At 54.1% G+C, this 20,407-nt stretch carries 10 protein-coding genes; 1 reads left to right on the top strand and 9 read right to left on the bottom strand.

What is annotated here, in order from left to right:
• Positions 1 to 3: 3 nt before the first annotated feature.
• From C7123_RS05130 to C7123_RS12875, 3 genes are all read right to left on the bottom strand, one after another.
• The gene (locus C7123_RS05130; protein WP_069176013.1) at positions 4 to 1,062 is read right to left on the bottom strand and encodes a coiled-coil domain-containing protein; all 1,059 of its coding nucleotides are present in this window, start codon (positions 1,060 to 1,062) and stop codon (positions 4 to 6) included.
• The gene (locus C7123_RS05125; protein WP_159049839.1) at positions 1,063 to 4,665 is read right to left on the bottom strand and encodes a DEAD/DEAH box helicase family protein; all 3,603 of its coding nucleotides are present in this window, start codon (positions 4,663 to 4,665) and stop codon (positions 1,063 to 1,065) included.
• A gap of 1,945 nt (positions 4,666 to 6,610) precedes the next feature.
• A complete protein-coding gene (locus C7123_RS12875) occupies positions 6,611 to 7,162 on the bottom strand; it encodes a hypothetical protein (RefSeq protein ID WP_159049838.1) in 552 nt (183 codons plus the stop codon).
• 1,614 nt (positions 7,163 to 8,776) lie between these two features.
• Between C7123_RS12875 and C7123_RS13450 the strand changes: the two genes are divergently transcribed.
• Positions 8,777 to 9,805, top strand: coding sequence for a DUF6261 family protein (locus C7123_RS13450; RefSeq protein WP_069176010.1), 1,029 nt, complete (start codon positions 8,777 to 8,779; stop codon positions 9,803 to 9,805).
• 507 nt (positions 9,806 to 10,312) lie between these two features.
• Here C7123_RS13450 and C7123_RS05105 read toward each other — a convergent pair.
• The 6 genes from C7123_RS05105 to C7123_RS05075 form a co-directional block, all read right to left on the bottom strand.
• Positions 10,313 to 10,897: a DUF3109 family protein gene (locus C7123_RS05105; RefSeq protein WP_069176008.1), complete on the bottom strand. Its 585-nt coding sequence runs from the start codon at positions 10,895 to 10,897 to the stop codon at positions 10,313 to 10,315.
• Between the two features lie 583 nt (positions 10,898 to 11,480).
• Positions 11,481 to 13,922, bottom strand: coding sequence for a bifunctional aspartate kinase/homoserine dehydrogenase I (thrA, locus tag C7123_RS05095; protein ID WP_069176006.1), 2,442 nt, complete (start codon positions 13,920 to 13,922; stop codon positions 11,481 to 11,483).
• A 1,195-nt stretch (positions 13,923 to 15,117) separates the two neighbouring features.
• Positions 15,118 to 16,287 (bottom strand): acyltransferase family protein, encoded by a 1,170-nt coding sequence (locus C7123_RS05090; RefSeq protein ID WP_069176005.1) that lies wholly within the window; start codon positions 16,285 to 16,287, stop codon positions 15,118 to 15,120.
• A gap of 15 nt (positions 16,288 to 16,302) precedes the next feature.
• Positions 16,303 to 17,541 (bottom strand): exo-beta-N-acetylmuramidase NamZ family protein, encoded by a 1,239-nt coding sequence (locus tag C7123_RS05085; protein ID WP_069176004.1) that lies wholly within the window; start codon positions 17,539 to 17,541, stop codon positions 16,303 to 16,305.
• Positions 17,538 to 18,836, bottom strand: coding sequence for an MFS transporter (locus C7123_RS05080; RefSeq protein WP_069176003.1), 1,299 nt, complete (start codon positions 18,834 to 18,836; stop codon positions 17,538 to 17,540). Before C7123_RS05080 ends, C7123_RS05085 begins: the two co-directional genes overlap by 4 nt.
• On the bottom strand, positions 18,830 to 20,308 hold the full coding sequence (locus C7123_RS05075; RefSeq protein ID WP_069176002.1) for a glycosyltransferase family 2 protein: 1,479 nt from the start codon (positions 20,306 to 20,308) through the stop codon (positions 18,830 to 18,832). Before C7123_RS05075 ends, C7123_RS05080 begins: the two co-directional genes overlap by 7 nt.
• Positions 20,309 to 20,407: the final 99 nt, after the last annotated feature.

Genomic DNA, 20,407 nt, shown 5'->3' with positions numbered 1-20,407 from the left:
TGACTATTTGAGGAAGAAGAAAAGTAGGAGAAGGATGACGATAGTGATGGCCGTAAACAGCTGAATCTTCTGATTCCGTTCGGCATCGAGGCGAATCTTTTCGAGTGCAGCCTGTTGCGCGGCCGATTGCTCGTCCACTTTACGCTCAAGTGAGGCAATCTGTGCAGAAAGATTCGAGGCCGTGAGCGCGTCGATAAGTTGCCGGATCCGTTCGTTATAGTCCGCCAGCGTGTCGAGCGTATCTGCGATCTCGGATTGCTGCATTTCTATCGCGTCAGTCGAAACGGTGGTCACTTCAGTCAGCGCATGTTTGGCCAGTGCGGACACTTCACCGACAGATTGCTTCGCCTGCTCGCTGACTTCGCCCATTGTGCGTGTAGTAGCCTCGAGCGACTGTTGCAGAGCCGCTTGCGTCTCCGTGCGGAGCTGTTCCGTAGCCTGGAGTGAGGCTTCCTTAGCCTGTCGGAGTGTCTCCTCGGTCTCCGTTTTTAGGTCTGCGACCGTCTGAGTCGACGTGGCTGCTGCTTGACGGAGTGTCTCCTCGGTGTTATCCTTCAGCGCCGCCACGGTTTGGGCTGCGGAGGCGGTGGCTTGGCGGAGCGTCTCTTGGGTTTCCGACTTCAAGTCGGCGACGACCTGTGTCGCGGCGGAGGTAGCCAGACGGAGCGTCTCCTGCGTCTCCAATTTCAGGTCGGCGACCGACTGTGTGGAGGTGGCGAGGGCCTGTTGCAGAGCCAGCTCGGCATCGGACTTCAATAGAGCCGTAGCCTGCCGGGTTTGCTCCACTTCTGTCGCGAAACGAGTCTTCCCGTCGTTGATGGCGTCGGTCCATTCGGCCCGTGACCCCTCCAACTGTTCGGCGAAACGGCTAATCACCGCCTGTGTTTCCTCGCTGATACGGTCGGCCAACCGTTTCACCTCGTCCGACAGCCGAGCTGTGGCCTCGACGAGCTCTTGACTGCTGCCTGTGACTTGTGCCACTTGCAGGCGCGCCGCATCCAAGTTCGCTAAGTTCTCCCGCAGCTGCAAGAGGGCGACATTAATATCTTCTATCGTTTCCATTTATCCTAAATAAGTACGTTGTAATTCTGTCGTATAAGTCAAATGCGTGCTCAAGATGTCTGCCGCACGGATCAGAAGGAGGCGCGAGGCCGCCTTTTCCATACGTGCCTCGGTGGCATCGTCCGTAGCGTCCGCCTCGTTGCGCACGAAGCGATTATAAGCCTCAAATTGTTCTTGGAAGCGGGCATAATCCGGCATTAAGTGATAAAGCCCTACGATGCCCTGCTCATAACTCGTAGAGAGATCCTGCTCAAGCGTCGCGCGATCCCCTGTACCGAGATAAAGCAGGCAAAAAGTATTCAAGAGTAGCAACACCGGATGCGTATGACCTGCCCGACGCAGCGTGCAGACCGACTCGTGTAGGGCATGGATACGCCCTTTGGGCGATCCCTCGGAGGAATCATTGACAAGATGTAGGTAACGGAAAAGTACTTCGTCCGTTGCCTGCGAGTCGTCAGCCAAATCCTGAGCGAGTCGCTCGGTCAGTGGCGTGTGGGAAGCGGTGTCGGGGGCAAGGCGCGCAATGTTATCGCAAACGTAGTGCGTCAATCCGGTGAGGCACTTATATATAACCCCCTCACGTTCGTCGCGGAGCATCACGGCGGGCATTCCTGCTCGTGCAGCAGTCTCTTCCCGTTCGGCGCGTTTCCTTGTATAGTAGCGATTAAAGTAATCGCAGTACCGTTTGTAGACCTGTTCCGCGGTGCAGTTGCGCACCACGAGCAGGAAGCGCTTTTGGGCCTCATCGCGAGCCATGCCATCGATCAGTCCGAGGCATCCCATGCGGTAGAGGATACGTATGTAGCGCGCTTCGGCGGCTTTGTCTCGTGTGCTTTCGCCTCCCTCGCCTGCGGATGTAGGATAAGACAAGCCCACAAGGCGTGCCTCTTCCGCCGAAGAGGATCCTAAGACCGGAGCGATGTATTCCATTCCCATTTCGCGGATCATCTGCTCGATGTCCTTCCCTTCTTCCGCCTCCGAACGCGATTCTAACGACATGGGAGCCACGGTAGCGCTGGCGGTGACGATTCGATCGCGGTCGGGAGTGTAGGAATCGACGGGGAGCAGCTCTCGTTCGACGTCGAAGAGCACATCGAACGATGCCTGACTCAAGGTAGCCCCGAGCGTGATCGTTCCCTCTCGCGGTCGGGCATATCGACGCAAAATTTTCCCCGCACAGAGATAATGAGGGTCAAAAAATGGACTCCATTCTGACCCTCTTTCTGCGCTATCGAGGATACCATAAGCAAAATATACCCCCGTCTCACGCATAGAGAGGAAGCGTTGTTGTAGGGTGGGCCTGGCCAACTGTTCCGCGGAGATCGCAACGAAATGGAGTGCGGCCGATTCCACGCGACGCTCTCTCCGCTCACGTTCACCGTCCGTCATGTTCGTGTGGAGGCTGGCTCCACAATCTATATCTTGCTGCCGCGCCTCGTCGATCAGCTTATCAGCCGTTTTAGCGTCTGGCGTTATGACGACCGTCACACCCGGCTGCAACAGAGCGGCCGGAAGCGCCACCGCTGCACCATGCGCATCCGTGGGAAGTAGCGCCGCCACGCTTTCGCCGCGAAGTAACCGGTCGAGAATGGCCTCCTGGCCCGGCCGGAAGTCCTCCCGACGGGATAGGATACCCATAATATAATGTATAGCCCCAGCTGTTTCTGGGATGAGTGTGCTTCGCCCGATGGCGTCGCGGATAATGAGCGGGCGATAAGTGATGCGCCCCGTGGTGAGCACCCTTCTCGGTTCGCGGGCATGGTGAGCCGAGCGGACGATGAAGCAACAATCGTTGTGGCAGTTCGTGTACGTGCCGATGAGCGGGCGTTCAATGCCTGCACGTCGCAGCACGGAGATGTCGATGATCAAATCGTACGTCTTAGCGCGGTGCTCCTCGGTCAGTTCAGCCGATGGCACCACGTCGGCATGGAGTGGCGAATCGATAAACTCCGGTGTACTGATCACATCAAGCGTCACTTCCGGAAAATGTACCCCATCCCACTCTGCACTAAGCGCTGTCAGGCGCTCAAACAGGGCTCGCAAGTCCGATAGAGCCGCCACGGCGCAGGGTACATCGCGCTCCACCACGAGTACCTCCCAATGCGGCGCCGCGAGATCTAATCGTCCGGCCATAAGAGCCTCCAAAATGACCTTCTCGATGCGTGCTACACCGATAGGAGTAAGCACATATTGCAGCGTGCGGACCCATTCGCTGTCGAATGGGCGACTGAAAACGCGGAAGGCCGTCCGCACATAGTCGCTATCCAAATAGCCGAAGTGCATGTCGCTCAAATGGCCGTCGGAGAAGGTCTCGCAAGTCCAGTTCATGGCTGCCAGATCGTCAGTACGTTGTTTCTCGATGCGCCGCTGATCCATAGTGGTCTGCACAGTGGGATCCTCGATCTCGATCACGAATCCGTTGTGCCTTACGTCCCTCAGATCTTTCGTCGGATAGGGAAACTCGAGCGAAAAATCGACATGCTGCGTGCAATATTCGCGTTGCCCGGTCAAGGTATAGACGTTCCGCTGCGGTTCGAAGAGCTGTCGGAAGGGTGGAGGGGCCACCCGCGTGATGTATTCCCGTTGCAGGTCACTTTCGAGTGCGTCCATGTTGTAAGTGGTCTCATCTGGCTTAAATCGAGGGTCAATCAGGTGCAAAGCCTCGAACAAATCAGACGGATAAAGGTCTCGCGCGGCGTAAGTGATCCTTCCCTCCTCGTTCCATCTCTTGCGATTGCCCAGCGGTGCGAATGCCTCTTCGAGTAGAGGCGAAGCGGCGGTAGGCAGACCGCGTGTAATGAGGTTACTCAGCACCGCCAGCAGCGGCGGCAGGTCATTATGGGCGCAGGCAGCCACGTCGTAGCCCGCGGAGACCTCAAATCGCGAAAGGGAACGGTAGAGCGCGGCCACTTTTTCGCGTTCCGTCTGCTGTAATAGCTCTCGGACGATGTCGAGTCGGAAAGCCGCCTGCCATTGAACGGGCGAAAGGGCCGTGTTAAGCCCAAACGTCTCGGCGCGAAGCCGAAAAGCTTTGCAGGTCATGGCATACGGCTGACGTGCAGTGGGGTAATACGTCTCGTCCGTGAAAAGCTCCGGACTATTGAAGCAGCGATAGAACGTCTCTAACCGATCGTTGCCATGTTTAAGTGCGTCCACGCAGAAAAAATAGTGTTCCCCGCGGATAGTACGCCCAATCAGTTGCGCCAATCGGCGTAAATCGATCTCAGGATGCCCCAAAACGTCGGTAAAGAAGTGAAATGTGACCGGTTGATGGGTCTCGATGTCGAATCGATCCACTTCATTGATCGGTTTATGGATGGTCACGATGCGATCCGTGTCTCCCATGTAGGGTTCAAGGTGCCAGAGGGCGCGCTCCATGGCTTCCGCATCGGTATCGATCAGAAAAACCTGCTGGACACGATTCTCCATGCCGTTACGACGGATAAAATCGAAGAAGCAGACCGTATTCACGCCCTGCCCACACTGCCAATCGACGACGTCGAAGGTTGTGCCTTGAAAGAGCTTCCTGGGCATCGTGCCGAGCACCCTATCCACCTTGGCTTTTTGCCGCACACCGTCGTCGCAGAGGGCTCTGAGGAGCATTTGTCCGCGATCCGCCGCCATGTCGGGGGATGGAAGATCGATGGGAGGGGCCGTCCGGCCATCCGTAGGAGAGGGAAGGAAAGAGTGAGCGATGGCCGTGATTTTTTCAAAAGACGGATTGCGTAGCCGACGCATGTTTTCTCTGTAAGATAGCGTCATGGCAGGAGGGGATGAAGGGTTACTTCGATAAACATATCCGTAATCGTTTTTTCTGGGCTGCAAAGCTAAGAAGCAGTCAGGACTTTTCGGACGTAACGAGGCAGGAAATTTTTCCACCCCTCCCCATCCCACGTCGGCGCATGCCCCATCCGCAGCGCGTTGAGATCATGCCATGCCGCAGAATGCGTGAAACGTAGTGCGCCCCAGTCGTTCCACGATTACAATATATCCCAACGTGATATGTATCGGGCACATCATTCGGTGAAATGCGTAAAACGCAGCGCGTTGGATTGTTTCACGGTTGTAGCATGTGAAAAACGCGCCGCGTTCGGGGTATGTTTTGCCGTGTTACCTGAAAAATAGGCTGCCTTTAGGGGATGCTATGGGGTGGGAGGTGGAAAATGTGGTGCGTTTACGTATCCCTGTGTAGGGGCGTATTGAATACGCCCTACAAACGACCCTCCGAAGGAGGGCGAGAGTCCTGCCATTGGTCGTGGACAGGCATTCGCCATCCATGGGATGGCGCTTTGTGGGGCGTATGCCATACGCCCCTATCCTGACGGCCGAAAAATGATCGCGGTCGGGGTATGTTCTGCCGCGTTACCTGAAAAACGGGCTGCGTTTAGGGGATGCTATGAGGTGGGAGGTGGAAAATGTGGCGCGTTTGATTGTTTCACGGTTGTGGTATGCATAAACCGCACCGCATTTTCGTGTCCTCATGTAGGGGCGTATTGCATACGCCCTACAAACGTCCCATTTATGGGGCGAATGATCCGAATGATCGATTGTCGATACGCATTCTTGTCCCCTGCGGGGCCATTTTGTGGGGCGTATGCCATACGCCCCTACCGTGTTACCCGAAAAATGATCGTGTTCGGGGCATGTTTTGCGGTGGGATACGAAAAATAGGCTGCCTTTGGGGCATGCTATGGGGTGGGAGGTGGAAAATGTGGTGCGTTTACATGTCCCTGTGTAGGGGCGTATTGCATACGCCCCACCGGCGACCCATTTATGGGGCGAATGATCCAAATGATCGATCGCTGATACGCATTCTTGTCCCCTGCGGGGCCATTTGGTGGGGCGTATGCCATATGCCCCTACCCTGACAGTCGAAAAATGATCGCGTTCGGGGCATGTTCTGCCGCGTTACCTGAAAAACGGACCGCCTTTTGGGGATGCTATGGGGTGGGAGGTGGAAAATGTGGTGCGTTAGATTGTCTCACGGTTGTGGTATGCCCTAACCGCACCGCGTTTTCATGTCCCTGTGTAGGGGCGTATTGAATACGCCCTACAAACGTCCCATTTATGGGGCGAAGGATCCGAATGATCGATTGTCGATGCGCATTCTTGTCCCCTGCGGGGCCATTTTGTGGGGCGTATGCCATACGCCCCTACCACGTTACCCGAAAAATGATCACGGCCGGGGCATGTTTTGAGGTGGAATACGAAAAACAGGCTGCCTTTAGGGGATGCTATGGGGTGGGAGGTGGAAAATGTGGTACGTTTTCATGTCCCTGTGTAGGGGCGTATTGCATACGCCCCACAAACGACCCATTTATGGGGCGAATGATCCGAATGATCGATCGTCGATACGCATTCTTGTCCCCTGCGGGGCCATTCGGTGGGGCGTATGCCATACGCCCCTACCCTGACGGCCGAAAAATGATCGCGGCCGGGGTATGTTTTGAGGTGGAATATGAAAAACGCGGCGCCATGCTGGCATCTTACTGCCTGACATGGCGCCGCTCATATGCGCGCGACCTATTCTATTTAGGTCGTGTGGGGGTTAGCGCCTGATTGTAAAGATCAAATCTTTGGGGCCGTATCGCTTAGGAATATCCAAGATCAGGCTATCATTCAACCAAACCTTTTGCCGGATGATTACGCCAGGTTGGCGGAAAAAATAGGTCTTGAAAACATCTCGATGACCATCTCCCCAATCCAAAAGAGTCGTTGTGATCGAGTCTTCTGGGGAAATATCCAAAAAGACTTTGATCTCATAATACGATGAACCATTTCCTTCGGGTGTGATAACGTATCCTCCTCTCGGGCGTCCTTCAAATCCACAAGGTAATTCCTTTCCACCTCTTACATAATAGAATTTGATTTTTGAACCATCGATAGCTTTGGGCGAAGAGGAGGATGGATCTAACAAGTCATTCCCATATTCGTCCAATATCCGCACTCGAATATGGCAGGATGTAATATGCCCACCTTCTTCTTCCTCTGTCGTGTCTCTTGTAGCAACAGACAAGTTGGGGGCGAGTCTGCTCTTTCCTTTTTGAAGGCAAGATGAGAGCAACAAGGGGAACAAAATGGCTATAAAAATGAACTTCATGATGCTTGCTTAATTCATTTCTTGGGTTTTGATTCTATACTTCGATAAACATATCCGTAATCGCTCTTTTCTGGGTTGCAAAGCTAAGAAGCAGTCAGAACTTTTCGGACGTGACGAGGCAAAGAGTTTTTCCGCTCTCCCCATCCCACATCGGTGCATGCCTCAACCGCGTTGCGGTCGGGGCATTCCGTGCGATGGAATGCGTGAACCGTGGTGCGTTTGATTGTTTCACGGTTGTGGTATGCCCTAACCGCACCGCGTTTACGTATCCCTGTGTAGGGGCGTATTGCATACGCCTCACAAACGACCCTTCGAAGGAGGGCGAGGGCCCTGCCTTTGGTCGTGTACAGGCATTCGCCATCCATGGGATGGCGCTTTGTGGGACGTATGCCATACGCCCCTACCCTGACGGTCGAAAAATGATCGCGGTCGGGGTATGTTTTGCGGTGGGATACGAAAAATAGGCTGCCTTTAGGGGATGCTATGGGGTGGGAGGTAGAAAATGTGGTGCGTTTGATTATTTCACGGTTGTGGTATGCATAAACCGCGGCGCGTTTTTATGTCCCTGTGTAGGGGCGTATTGAATACGCCCCACAAACGTCCCTCCGAAGGAGGGCGAGGGCCCTGCCTTTGGTCGTGGACAGGCATTCGCCATCTATGGGATGGCGCTTTGTGGGGCGTATGCCATACGCCCCTACCCTGACGGCCGAAAAATGATCGCGGTCGGGGCATGTTCTGCGGTGTTACTCGAAAAACAGGCTGCCTTTGGGGGATGCTATGGGGTGGGATATGAAAAACGCACCGCGTTTTCGTGTCCCCGTGTAGGGCGCAAAAGCATACGCCCCACAAACGTCCCATTTATGGGGCGAATGATCCAAATGATCGATCGCCGATGCGCATTCTTGTCCCTTGCGGGGCCATTGGGTGGGGCGTATGCCATACGCCCCTACCCTGACGGCCGAAAAATGATCGCGGTCAGGGTATGTTTTGCCGCGTTACCTGAAAAATAGGCTGCCTTTAGGGGATGCTATGGGATGGGAGGTGGAAAATATGGTGCGTTTTCGTGTCTCCGGGTAGGAATTATCCTGCGCAAAAGGTGTGGGGTGTTTGCTGTTTCAAAAAAGACGCTACATTCGCCGCCGTTACGACAGCGGTCGTAGACATCTTTTTGAAATGATGGGCGTCGGAGCGATCGCTACCGGTGGGAGGACCTGAACTTGGGTCAGGTGGCAGGCTCTTTCCGAGTTCGATCGATCTAACGCGACGAGTACAAAAGCTCCATCTAAGATGGAACAGTAAAACGCGCCGCGTTTTGGACTTCCACCTAAGATGGAACAATGAAACGCGCCGCGTTTTGGACTTCCACCTAAGATGGAACAGTAAAACGCGCCGCGTTTTGGACTTCCATCTAAGATGGAACAGTGAAACGCGCCGCGTTTTGGACTTCCATCTAAGATGGAACAGTGAAACGCGCCGCGTTTTGGACTTCCATCTAAGATGGAACTTTGAAATGTATTGCGCTTCGGGATTTCCTCTTCGTGAGGGCCTTCTGAGGCATCATTGATCACCATAACACAAACAGTAAATGTATCATTATCAATCAAGAAAGACGAGATGAAAAAGGGATTAGTTATTGAACGCGTCGGGATGAATAAGCTCGACAATGCACAACATGTGCAACTGCACAGCGCTTTGTATGCCATCATGGCAGAGTTTGATCTGACTAAGATCGGCATACCGGAAGAAGCGAAGACGGAGTGGGACGGCAGCCTGCATCTGGAGAAGGATCTGAACATAGAGACTACGGCCAGCGCTACGTCGAAACTGCTAAAGAAGAAGGACGAGGCGCGCACCCGGTTGGCGCTGTTCATTTTTAGTCAGGTGCGCAGCTTTTTGCTGTCGCCGGAGACGGATGAGGTTGAGGCTGCCGAGCGTCTCTATGTCGTGACCAAGGGTTATGCTGGTATCCAGCAAGAATCGCAAGATCGGGAGACGGCACATATTGACGGCTTGGTGGAGGATCTGAAGAAGACGGAGCATGCGGCTGATATGACCAAACTGCGCCTAACCTCGGCACTTACTAAGCTGGAGACACTCAATAAGGAGTTTGCGGAGCTGCATCTTCAGCGCACGAAAGAGCGTGCGGCGAAAAAGTTGCCAGCTACAGCGAAGGTGCGTGCCGAAGTGGACGAACATTTTGAACGTATCTTGGACTTACTCAAGTCAAACTACCTCTTTGGCAAGACTCCTATCGAGCCGGCATTGATCGAGACGCTCGTCGGACGCTTCAATCAGCGCATGCATGAGAGCGACGCGGCCTATCGGCAGGGTCAGGCGATAAAGAAGGCGTCGGCGGACAAAAAGAAGAAGCCTGATGCGCCTAAGAATCCGAAGGATCCGAAAGATCCGAAGCCTAAAAAGCCAGGGAAGGACGACGGCAAGCCCGACATCCACCTCCCAGAGGGTTCAGATCCGAAAAAGCCAGACGCACCGAAGAAGCCAGAAGGTGAAGGTGGCGGAACGGGCGGCGGTGGCGCCAAACCAGGCGGTGGCAGTGGCACGGGCGGCGGCGAGCAGCCCAAGAAACCGAAAGAAGGTGGCGGCGACAGTGGCAATCCCGACATCCATCTGCCCGAAGAGTAACCGTACGGGACAAAAAACGAAGGTCTAACAACGAAAGGGTCGGGGACGCATAGGAAGAATCCAACTGCGCACCCGGCTTTTTTTCTGCCGGTAGGGTAGGGGCGTATTGCATACGCCCCACATGTATCCCGCAGGGATAAACACACCTACCCATAGATAGATAAGATCGCCCCTTCCGGGGCGTTTGTGGGGCGTATTCAATACGCCCCTACCCGAGACAACAGAAAACGAAAAATGAACAACGAAAAAATCAGGTACCCGGCCAAATTGGCCGGCATCCCTGATGCCTTGATTTTCTTTTCGCATCCTTTGCCCCGTATCAAGACAAGAAAAGGATGTAGGGGCGAGGGGGCAATGCCCCCTCCTTTCATGTTGAATGCGCCGGCCTCTAAAAATTTGACCCTTCCCATCGTCTTGAATCCGCCCCTGTCGGGTCGTTTTGTGGGGCGTATTCAATACGCCCCTACAGGGGACATCGAAAAAGGGGCATTCTTTCCCCTTTCGAGGCTATTTCTGTTCGGATTGACGGGCTACCATCTCGGCCGCAGCCTCGAGCGCGGCGTACCATTCGGTTCCGAACTTGCTGATAAGAGGTTCGCGCAGGAAACGGTAGGCTGGAATGCCCAACCGTTCGCCCAAAATTTCTGCGGGACGACATACTTCCCACCGGTGAAGGTTGACGGCGCGGAATCGACGGTACTGCGTGACGCGAACAGGGTACAGTCGGCACGAGATAGGCTTCATAAACGTCGTGCGACCCTCTCGGAAGGCTTGTTCCAGGGCACAATGGCAGGTGCCATCCGGTGCATAACGCGTAAAAACACAATCCCGACCGTTGACAATCGACGTCACCTCGTCGCCATCGGCATCCAAGTACGAGACACCCTGTTGGCGGATCACTTCCCGGGCATCCTCCTTCAACTCATCCCATACCACGGGCAAGGCCAGCCGTAGCTGCTCCGCTTCACCCTCCTCCAGCGGCGCGCCCGACTCACCCTCAATGCAACAAGCCCCGCGGCACTGGCTCAAGTCACACATAAACCGTCGCTCGATCACATCGAGACTCACAATCGTATCTTCTATCTGAATCATATGGGGAAGGTAGATCAAAAAATGGAAAACTAAAAACGAGAGGGTCGGGTACGTGGCCAAATTCCCCGGTATCCCTGACGACCCCTTCCGGTACCCGGCCAAATTGGCCGGCATCCCTGATGCCTTGATTTTCTTTTCGCATCCTTTTCTTGCATCAAGGCAAGAAAAGGATGGATTCCGGAAAAAAATTGATGGCAAGCATGATAGAAATATCTCCTGCCGGTAGGGTAGGGGCGTATTGCATACGCCCTACATGTATCCCGCAGGGATAAAAACACCTACCCATAGATAGATAAGATCGCCCCTGTCGGGTCGTTTGTGGGGCGTATGCAATACGCCCCTACCCAGTGCATCGAAAAACGAAAGATGAACAACGAAAAAATCAGGTACCTGGCCAATTTGTCCGGCATCCCTGATGCCTTGATTTTCTTTTCGCATCCTTTTCTTGTATCAAGACAAGAAAAGGATGGATTCCCGAGAAAAAAACGGAGAACAAACAACAAAAAAGCCGGGTACGCGCAGGAAGAATCCAGCTACGCACCCGGCATTTTTCACGTTCCGTCTGGGGCGATACGCTCTCTCGTTATCGGATGTTGGCGATCGAAATAATATCGGCAAACACACCCGCTGCGGTCACGTCGGCACCGGCGCCGTAGCCCTTGATAATCATCGGATACTCGTGATAACGCTCGGTGGAGATCATAATAATGTTGTTGCTTCCCTCCAATTCGTAGAAAGGATGGGTGCTACAAACCTCCTCTAAGCCAACCTCGCAGGCGCCGTCGGCCATACGAGCCACGAAGCGCAGACGCTTGTTTTCGGCAGCGAGTCGTTTGCGCTCGGATTCGAAATGCGCGTCGAGTTCGGGGATACGTGCCCAGAAATTTTCCGCCGACCCGTCGAAGAAGTCGGCTGGGATGAAGAGGCGCTGCTTCACGTCGGCTTGCTCGACCCTATAACCGGCCTCGCGAGCCAAAATGACGAGCTTGCGAACGACATCTTTCCCGCTCAGGTCCACGCGCGGATCGGGTTCGGCGTATCCTGAATCGACAGCCAAGCGGATGGCGCGGCTCATGGGGACTTCAGCGTCGATGGTGTTGAAAATGTAGTTCAATGTGCCAGACAGTACGGCCTCGATACGAATCACATGGTCGCCGCTGTTGATCAAATCGTTGATTGTATGGATGATCGGCAGCCCGGCACCCACATTGGTCTCGAAAAGGAACTTCACATCGCGTCGGCGAGCCGTATCTTTGAGCAAACGATAATGATCATAGGCCGACGAAGGGGCTATTTTGTTGGCCGCAACGACGGAAATGTTCTTATCCAGGAGTGATTCGTAGATAGCAGCCACGTCCTCGTTCGAGGTACAGTCTACGAAGACGGAATTGAAGATGTTCATCTGCAAAATTTCCTCTCTGAGCAAGGCTGGAGACGACGGGACGCCCTCGTTTTTCAATGCTTCTACGAGTCCTTCGGCCTTCAGCCCCTCGCGGCGGAACAACATTTTCCGGGAGTTGGCTACGCCGACAATGTTGAGCTTTAATCGGTTCTGCTTCTTCAGATTTTCCTGCTGGCCACGGATTTGTTCGAGCAAATTGCTTCCCACCGTGCCCACGCCAGCGATAAAGAGGTTGAGGACTTTGTATTCCGAGAGGAAGAAGGAGTCGTGAATCGAGTTGAGGGCCTTACGCAAGACTTCGGAGCGGATCACGAACGAGATGTTTGTCTCTGACGCGCCTTGTGCACAGGCTATGACGCTGATGCCAGCCCGTCCGAGGGTGCCGAAGAGGCGTCCTGCGATGCCGGGGGTGCGCTTCATGTCTTCGCCGACGATAGCCACCGTGGCAAGGCCCTTTTCGGCGGTCACGTCGTTGATCTCACCTTGCGAGCGCTCGAGCGAAAACTCTTTGTTGAGGGCTTCTACGGCGCGGTCAGCGTCTTCGTTACGCACGGCGAAGGTGGTGTTGTTCTCCGAACTGGCTTGCGAGACCATGAAGACGCTTACACCGTTCTCAGCCAGGGTCTTGAAGATGCGGTGATTGACTCCAATCACGCCGACCATGCCGAGGCCTTGCACGGTGACGAGGCAAGTGTTGTCGATAGACGAGATGCCGGTGATGAGGGCCCTTTTGCCGTCCTTGCGACGGTATTCCTGCGTGATGAGCGTACCTGGCGCTTGGAGGTTAAAGGTGTTGCAGACGCGGATGGGGATATTTTTGTGATAGACGGGGTAAATCGTTGGCGGATAGATGACTTTCGCACCGAAATTACAAAGCTCCATGGCCTCGATGAAGGAGAGTTGGTCGATGACGTAGGCCGAATTGATCACGCGCGGGTCTGCCGTCATGAATCCATCTACGTCCGTCCAAATTTCGAGCTGTGATGCACCGAGTCGAGCCGCTAAAATAGACGCGGTATAGTCTGATCCGCCGCGACCAAGGTTCGTAATCTCGCCCGTGACGGCATCTGTGGAGATAAAACCCGGCACAAGGGCCACGCGCGGCAACTTTTTGAATCGTTCACTGATCAGGCGGTCCGTGACCTCGAAGTCTACGATGTGTTTATCGAAACGGTCGACCGTCTTGATGAACTCGCACGAGTCGTAAAGCACCGCGTCGTCGATGATATGGGAGATAATGAAGGAGGAGAGTCGCTCGCCGTAGCTGACGATCGTATCGGAGGTCTTGCGAGAGAGGTCACGGATCAGGTAAACCCCTCGATAGATGTTTTCAAGCTCTCCGAGCGTCTCGCGAACGTGCCTTTTTACGCTTTCACGCGACACTTCGGGCACGATACCGTCTATCACCTCGTCATGACGGCGCACAATCTCCGCGTATTCGGCTAAATAGGCCTCATTACCCTCAGAGGCTAATTTTGAGGCCAATAAAAGTCGGTCGGTAAGCCCGCCCAAGGCCGAAACAACCACTATAACCTCCTCGTCTATGGCTTCTACGATGCGTTTTACGTTCGCCAGTCCCTTGACAGACCCTACCGAGGTCCCTCCAAACTTCAATACTTTCATTTTATTCTATTCTTTGATCCGATGATGTGATACAATTCTTTGATTTGGCCGTTTTCCTATGCATTATGGGCACCGTTTGGGCTTGAATGTGGAAAAATAAACGGCAAAAGCGGCCGCAAAGGTAAACTCCTGCGCCGATTGCTAATTGATGGCCCTCAAATGTGGATCGGATCGGTCGCCCGCGCTCCGTTTTCCGCCTCCATCTGCGGAGGATCCTCCGCCCCCTCCACCTCTCGCCCCTCATTCTTTCATGTATGCCCCATCGACGCCACTCCATCCCCTTCCAACCGAGATGCATTCCCTGTTCTGGATTTTTGAGGAGGGTATTTTTCCATAGCATGTCTCATCACCGCCGCTCCATCCCCTTCCGATCGAGAGGCATTCCCTGTTCTGGATTTTTGAGGAGGAACGTTTTTCGTGAGATGGGTGACTTTTGGCGTGTAAGTGGCTTATATTTGAGATGGATCCTTTGCCTTACATTTTTTGAGGGGAACGTTTTTCGTGAGATGGGAGACTTTTGGCGTGTAAGTGGCTTGTAATTGAGATAGACCCTTTGCCTCGCATTTTTTGAGGAGAATGTTTTTCGTGAGATGGGTGACTTTTGGCGCGTAGGTGGCTTATAATTGAGACGGATCCTTTGCCTTACATTTTTTGAGGGGAATGTTTTTCGTGAGATGGGTGACTCTTAGCGCGTAGGTGGCTTATAATTGAGACGGATCCTTTGCCTTACATTTTTTGAGGGGAACGTTTTTCGTGAGATGGGTGACTTTTGGCGTGTAAGTGGCTTGTATTTGAGATGGATCCTTCGCCTTGCATTTTTTGAGGGGAACGTTTTTCGTGAGATGGGTGGCTTTTGGCGTGTAGGTGGCTTGTAATTGAGACGGATCCTTCGCCTCGCTTTTTTTGAGGGGAATGCTTTTCGTGAGATGGGTGACTTTTGGCGTGTAAGTGGCTTGTATTTGAGATGAATCCTTCGCCTTGCATTTTTTGAGGAGAACGTTTTTCGTGAGATGGGTGACTCTTGGCGTGTAGGTGGCTTATAATTGAGACGGATCCTTTGCCTTACATTTTTTGAGGAGAATGTTTTTCGTGAGATGGGTGACTCTTGGCGCAAAAAAAGCCCCCGAGCAAAAGGCATGCGCTGTCTTCAGCCCGGGGGTGAATAGTTTGCTTGTAGCGGCTTGCTATTCCATCGTCAAATCTTGATGTAAATATTCCGCTTATAGAGCACGTAGCCAATGCACCAACATGAACAGACAAGGAGTAGTGCGTAGGCCAGCGATCCGGGGTATTCACCGAGCAGAGGACGCAATACATCGCCGTAGATGTAGCCTCCCAGTGAGACAGATTCACCGTCACCGTGTGGAATTCGGATATTCCCCAGCAGAATAGCGAAAACGGCAGCCAATACGTACATAAATAGCGGGTTGACACCGAATGACTCGAAGAATCTGCACCATCTGCGGTGTCCACGTACGTCAATAATCCACACGAGCAGGGCCAACAGTGAGGCAGCCATACCGCATGTGGTAAGTACGAACGTTGGCGACCAGATCTTCTTGTTTATCGGGCAGCCGTAACTTATTAACCAGCCACTGAGAGCTATTGCCGTACCGACGAGGAAGAGTCGGAGCATCTTGTCTCTCACGTCCGTGACGCCGATGAGCAATGCGCCGCAGCAGAATCCGACAAGCACGTGCGCTATGGCGGGTAATGTGCTGAGGAGTCCCTCCGGCTCGATACCGTTGTCCTTATACATGTGGTCGGGGCCGAGTACGGCGCGATCGACGACAGATAAGACGTTTGTCTCATCGTACGCGAAACCATTTCCGAGGAAGAGTAGCACGGTGTATCCCGCAAGGATGACACCGATAAGGAAAGGTATGTGTCGGTGAGGGATAGTGAGAGCAATGAGGGCGGTTGCGCCGTAGCAAAGTGCCAGTCGCGGCATGACGCCGAGGATACGTAGATGATCGAAGTTCGTCACTGCGCGCCAGAGGCGGCTCGCAAAGGACAGATCAGCCTCTTCGGCCAAGGCGTGCCATGTTCTGCAGGAAAGCCCAAACCAAGCGATGGCCAGTCCGATAGCAAAAATGACTGCGGTACGGCGTACGATCTTTCGCGCGGCACTTGCACTATAAGTGAATTGGTACTTGCGCAGGGAAATGTAGGTCGAAATGCCCATGATGAACATAAAGAAGGGGAAGACGAGGTCTGTCGGTGTGAGACCATTCCATTCAGCATGGCCGAGCGGAGCATAGACGTACGACCAAGAGCCGGGATTGTTCACGGTGATCATTCCGGCGATGGTGATGCCGCGCAAGATGTCGAGCGCAAGCAGTCGTTGAGTAGGTTGATGGGACATGGGTGTTCGGTAGGCTTATTTGTAGAGATAGTATTTGCGAGAGAGGCGTCGGAAGGCCGCAACATCCTTCATCCAATAGTCACGCATGTCGTTCCAACGGAATCGTTGGGTAAAGCGCCGACGAATCTCGGGGCTGCCGCATACTTTATCGAACATACGGAGGCGGGATGAGTCAGCTTCTTGAAGCGGACTATGGTTTGGGTAGAGTGCGGCGGCCTCCTGCATAACGAGGAATTGCAATTCACTGAGCGGTGCGTGCCGTGTGTCAATCAAATGCAACTGAATACCTTGGATGAATTCACCCTTGAATAATGCGTAGAATGGCTTGAGGTAAATCGGACGGAAGATCACGCCGGGCACACGGAGGGTGTTCATACGCCGCGCGAGTTGTGGACCGTTGATCCAGGGGGCTGCAAAAAGTTGGAAGGGGAGGGTGTAGCCTACACCAATGGAGGTCGTGCCGAGTTCGCCGAGTATACCTGTAGCGGGATAGTAGTGTGCTGTTTCGGGATGAGGGATGTGCGGTGAGGGTAGTACCCACGGCAAACCTGTCTCGGCATAGGACATCCGACGACGCCAACCTTTCATCTTCACGACTTGTAGTCGGCAACGCTGTCCGATCATCCTTTCCTCATTGAGTAACCGGGCCAATTCACCGCAGGTGAGGCCGTAGACGTAGGGAATGGGATATGGGCTGACGAAAGACTGGTATCCGTCTTCCACGATACAGCCCTCTACGCGTTCGCCACCTAATGGATTGGGCCGGTCGAGTACCATGAACTCTATGCCGGCTTCAGCGGCGGCCTCCATCGCCAGACCCATCGTGCTGATATAGGTGAACGACCGACAGCCAATATCTTGTATGTCGTAAACGAGGATGTCAATCCCGCGCAGCATGTCGGGCGTTGGCTTGCGGGTATTGCCATACAGCGAATGGATGGGTAACCCTGTGGCCGGATCGACAGTTCCGCCGACCGTGTCGCCTGCATGGACATTGCCGCGGACTCCATGTTCGGGGCCGTAAAGAGCAACCAAGCGGACGTTGGGGGCCTCGTGCAGGATGTCGATTGTCGACCGTAGGCGGTGATCAACTCCCGTGGGATTTGTGATGAGCCCTACGCGCTTACCCTCGAGCCGCCGAAAATGTTCGTCTTGCAAGACCTCTATGCCGGTCTTGACGCGTACTTTCTGCGCCGAGGCAACTATTCCGACTGCGAAGTAGAGAATCAGGGAAAGGAATAGGTACCGTTTCATGATTTCTTCCCGAAGGCGGGGTCTATTTTGCTCCTAACTAAGACGGAGGCCAGGATGCCGGGCAGTGTACAGATACACACCCAGATGAAGAAGGGCGTGTAGCCGATCGTATCTTGTATGCATCCGGCAGCCATCCCGGGGAGCATCATCCCGAGAGCCATAAATCCCGTGCCGATGGCATAGTGTGCGGTCCTATGTTCGCCCTCGGCGATATAGATCAGGTAGAGCATGTAAGCCGTAAAGCCAAACCCGTAGCCGAGTTGCTCGATGGCCACGGCCACGATGACCTGCCATGCGCCCGGATGGACTGCCGATAGATAGATGTAGAGGGCATCGGGCAGGTTGATGGCCAGCGCCATCGGAAGAATCCAGCGACGGAAGCCGTGGCGAGAGACGACAATCCCACCCAGTACACCCCCAAGTAACAGGGCAATAACACCTATGGTGCCGTAGATCATCCCCACCGTCGCAGTGGACAGTTCCAAACCGCCCGCCGCATGCTTGTCCAGCAGAAAGGGCGATGCGATTTTCACGAGCTGCGACTCACCCAAGCGGTACGTGAGGAGGAAGAAAAACATCAGTCCGAGGTGCTTCTTCTGGAAAAAGGTAACGAAGGTGTGGAAGAAATCGCTGGTCAGCTGTCCGACCGATAGCTCGGTGCGCGGCGCATCACTGGCGGGCCGCGGGAGGACTATCTTATGGTAAAGCGTTAGGCCGATGAACAGTGCGGCCAGTAGGTAAAACGTCAAGCTCCAGGCCATCGGGATGCGAAGCGGGGTGTCAGGGAGCAACGTGCCGGTCTCTAATGCACCCGCCAGCATGACCAAAATGCCTTGTCCGAAGATGGTGGCCAGGCGGTAGAACGTGTTACGTATCCCCACAAAGAAGGACTGCTCGCCGCTGTCTAAGGCTAACATATAATATCCATCGGCGGCGATGTCGTGGGTTGCCGATGCGAAAGCCAATAGCCAGAAGAACGCTAAGGACAGTTGCAAATAGTACGCCGTTGGGATGGAGAACGCTATGCCGGCAAAGCCTGCGCCGATCAGCAGCTGCATCGTGACGATCCACCAACGCTTCGTCTTAAGCAGATCGACAAATGGGCTCCAGAAAGGCTTGATCACCCAAGGCAAGTAGAGCCAGCTGGTATAGAGCGCGATGTCCGTGTTCGATAGTCCGAGGCGCTTGTACATGATGACCGCTATGGTCATCACGGCCACATAGGGTAGCCCTTCGGCAAAATAGAGGCTGGGAATCCACCGCCAGGCGGATCGTTTCGGTGAAGGGGTCATGATATTTCTTCGTGCATGCGGATCCGCGCTTGGAGCTCCCAGGTGCGGATTTTGTCTTTGTAGAAGTTATTGCGGTTCGATCGGGTAACGTCGAGCGCAGCGTCTGAGTTGTCCTCCCACCGACGGCAGATATAAATCGGATCGTAGATCCTGCCAATGCGATAGTTCCGCGACACGGTCAGTCCGATGGCATAATCCTCGCCGTAGCTTGTGTTGGGCAAAGGCAACGCACGGAGCAGCGGCGTGTAGAAGGCCCTCGGCGCCCCCAGACCATTCACCCGGAGGGCATTATTATGGCCATTCTCGGGCGTCCACTCCTTATGATCAATCAGACCGGGTGGGATGGGCTGTAGGTGAAAGTCAGTCATTTGGTAAGATCCTATGACCATCGCGCACTGTTCTCTGTGGAATGTTTCGACAACGGTTCGTAAGGTGTGTTCGTCTTTATAGATGTCGTCACTGTCTAATTGCACAGCGAAACGCCCGCAGGCGTCATGCTGCACGCCGAGGTTCCAACAGCCGCCGATCCCGAGATCGTTCCGCTCGGGGATGAGGTGAATCACGCGCGGATCATCAGCTGCGTAGCGGCGGAGGATGTCGGTCGTGCCGTCCGTCGAATGGTTATCGATGACAATGAGATTGAAATCAAACGACGCTTGCTGACTCAGCACAGAGCGGACTGCATCTTCGATCGTCCGCACCCTATTGCGCACGGGGATGATGACCGAAGTCTCGCGTGTAAACCCTGTGGCGTCGAGTGCGAGGAGCTTAATCTCATCCGGCGAGATATATGCGCCGACAGAACGGAGGTAATCCGTGCATGCGCGCTCCATCTCAATTTGCGACTCCCTATTGCGGGGATCTACGTAATCGAAGATCTTCTCCCCGCTCTTCCGCCGATCGCTGAGCACCTCGGTATATAAATACTCGTCGATATGCACAATCGGAGCCCGTTCGGACAGTCGGAGGCGCAGATCATAGAGCCCGGCGAAATGGTAGGAACTACTCATCGTCACGGCCGTGGCACGAAAGACATTTGCACGGAACATCATCACGGAGCCGAACTCAAAATCGTCGCGCAAACTGCCCCTCTGATAGTCGATGACTGGTGCCGGGCGTTGCTCATCACCATCCTGCTGATAGCGGTCCGCATAAACCATGCTCGCATGCGTATTCTCCATCACTTGGACCATACGTTCCAAAGCCAGATAGCCCAGCCTGAGGGGTGTGTACTTCGTATAATAAATAAGATAGGGTGTCCCGCGGCTCATTCGAGCTATTGTAAAAATGGCTTCGGTGCTCTGGAGCGACGGCACATAAAGGATATCTTCTCGGCCAGTGCTTCGTGCCAGCTGCTCGTCTGTAGTGAGCATAACGACGCGACTGACCATCGGGCTGGCGGATAGTTCTTCAATGATGGGGGCTACTTGCTCTTTGTCAGCTAAGGGGACAAAACAGGTAATCTGATCTTTCATTTGATGTAAATGGTTGGGGTGCGCCCTCAGGCACACCAGTTAAGCGGTTTGAATGATGGGGCAAACGTAGCTGTTTGCCTGTTGGTTATGAAGCATGGT

The organism is Tannerella serpentiformis, from assembly GCF_003033925.1.
GTDB lineage: Bacteria > Bacteroidota > Bacteroidia > Bacteroidales > Tannerellaceae > Tannerella > Tannerella serpentiformis.
Note: the sequence above shows the minus strand (reverse complement) of the source record. Positions and strands in the feature narration are given on the sequence as shown.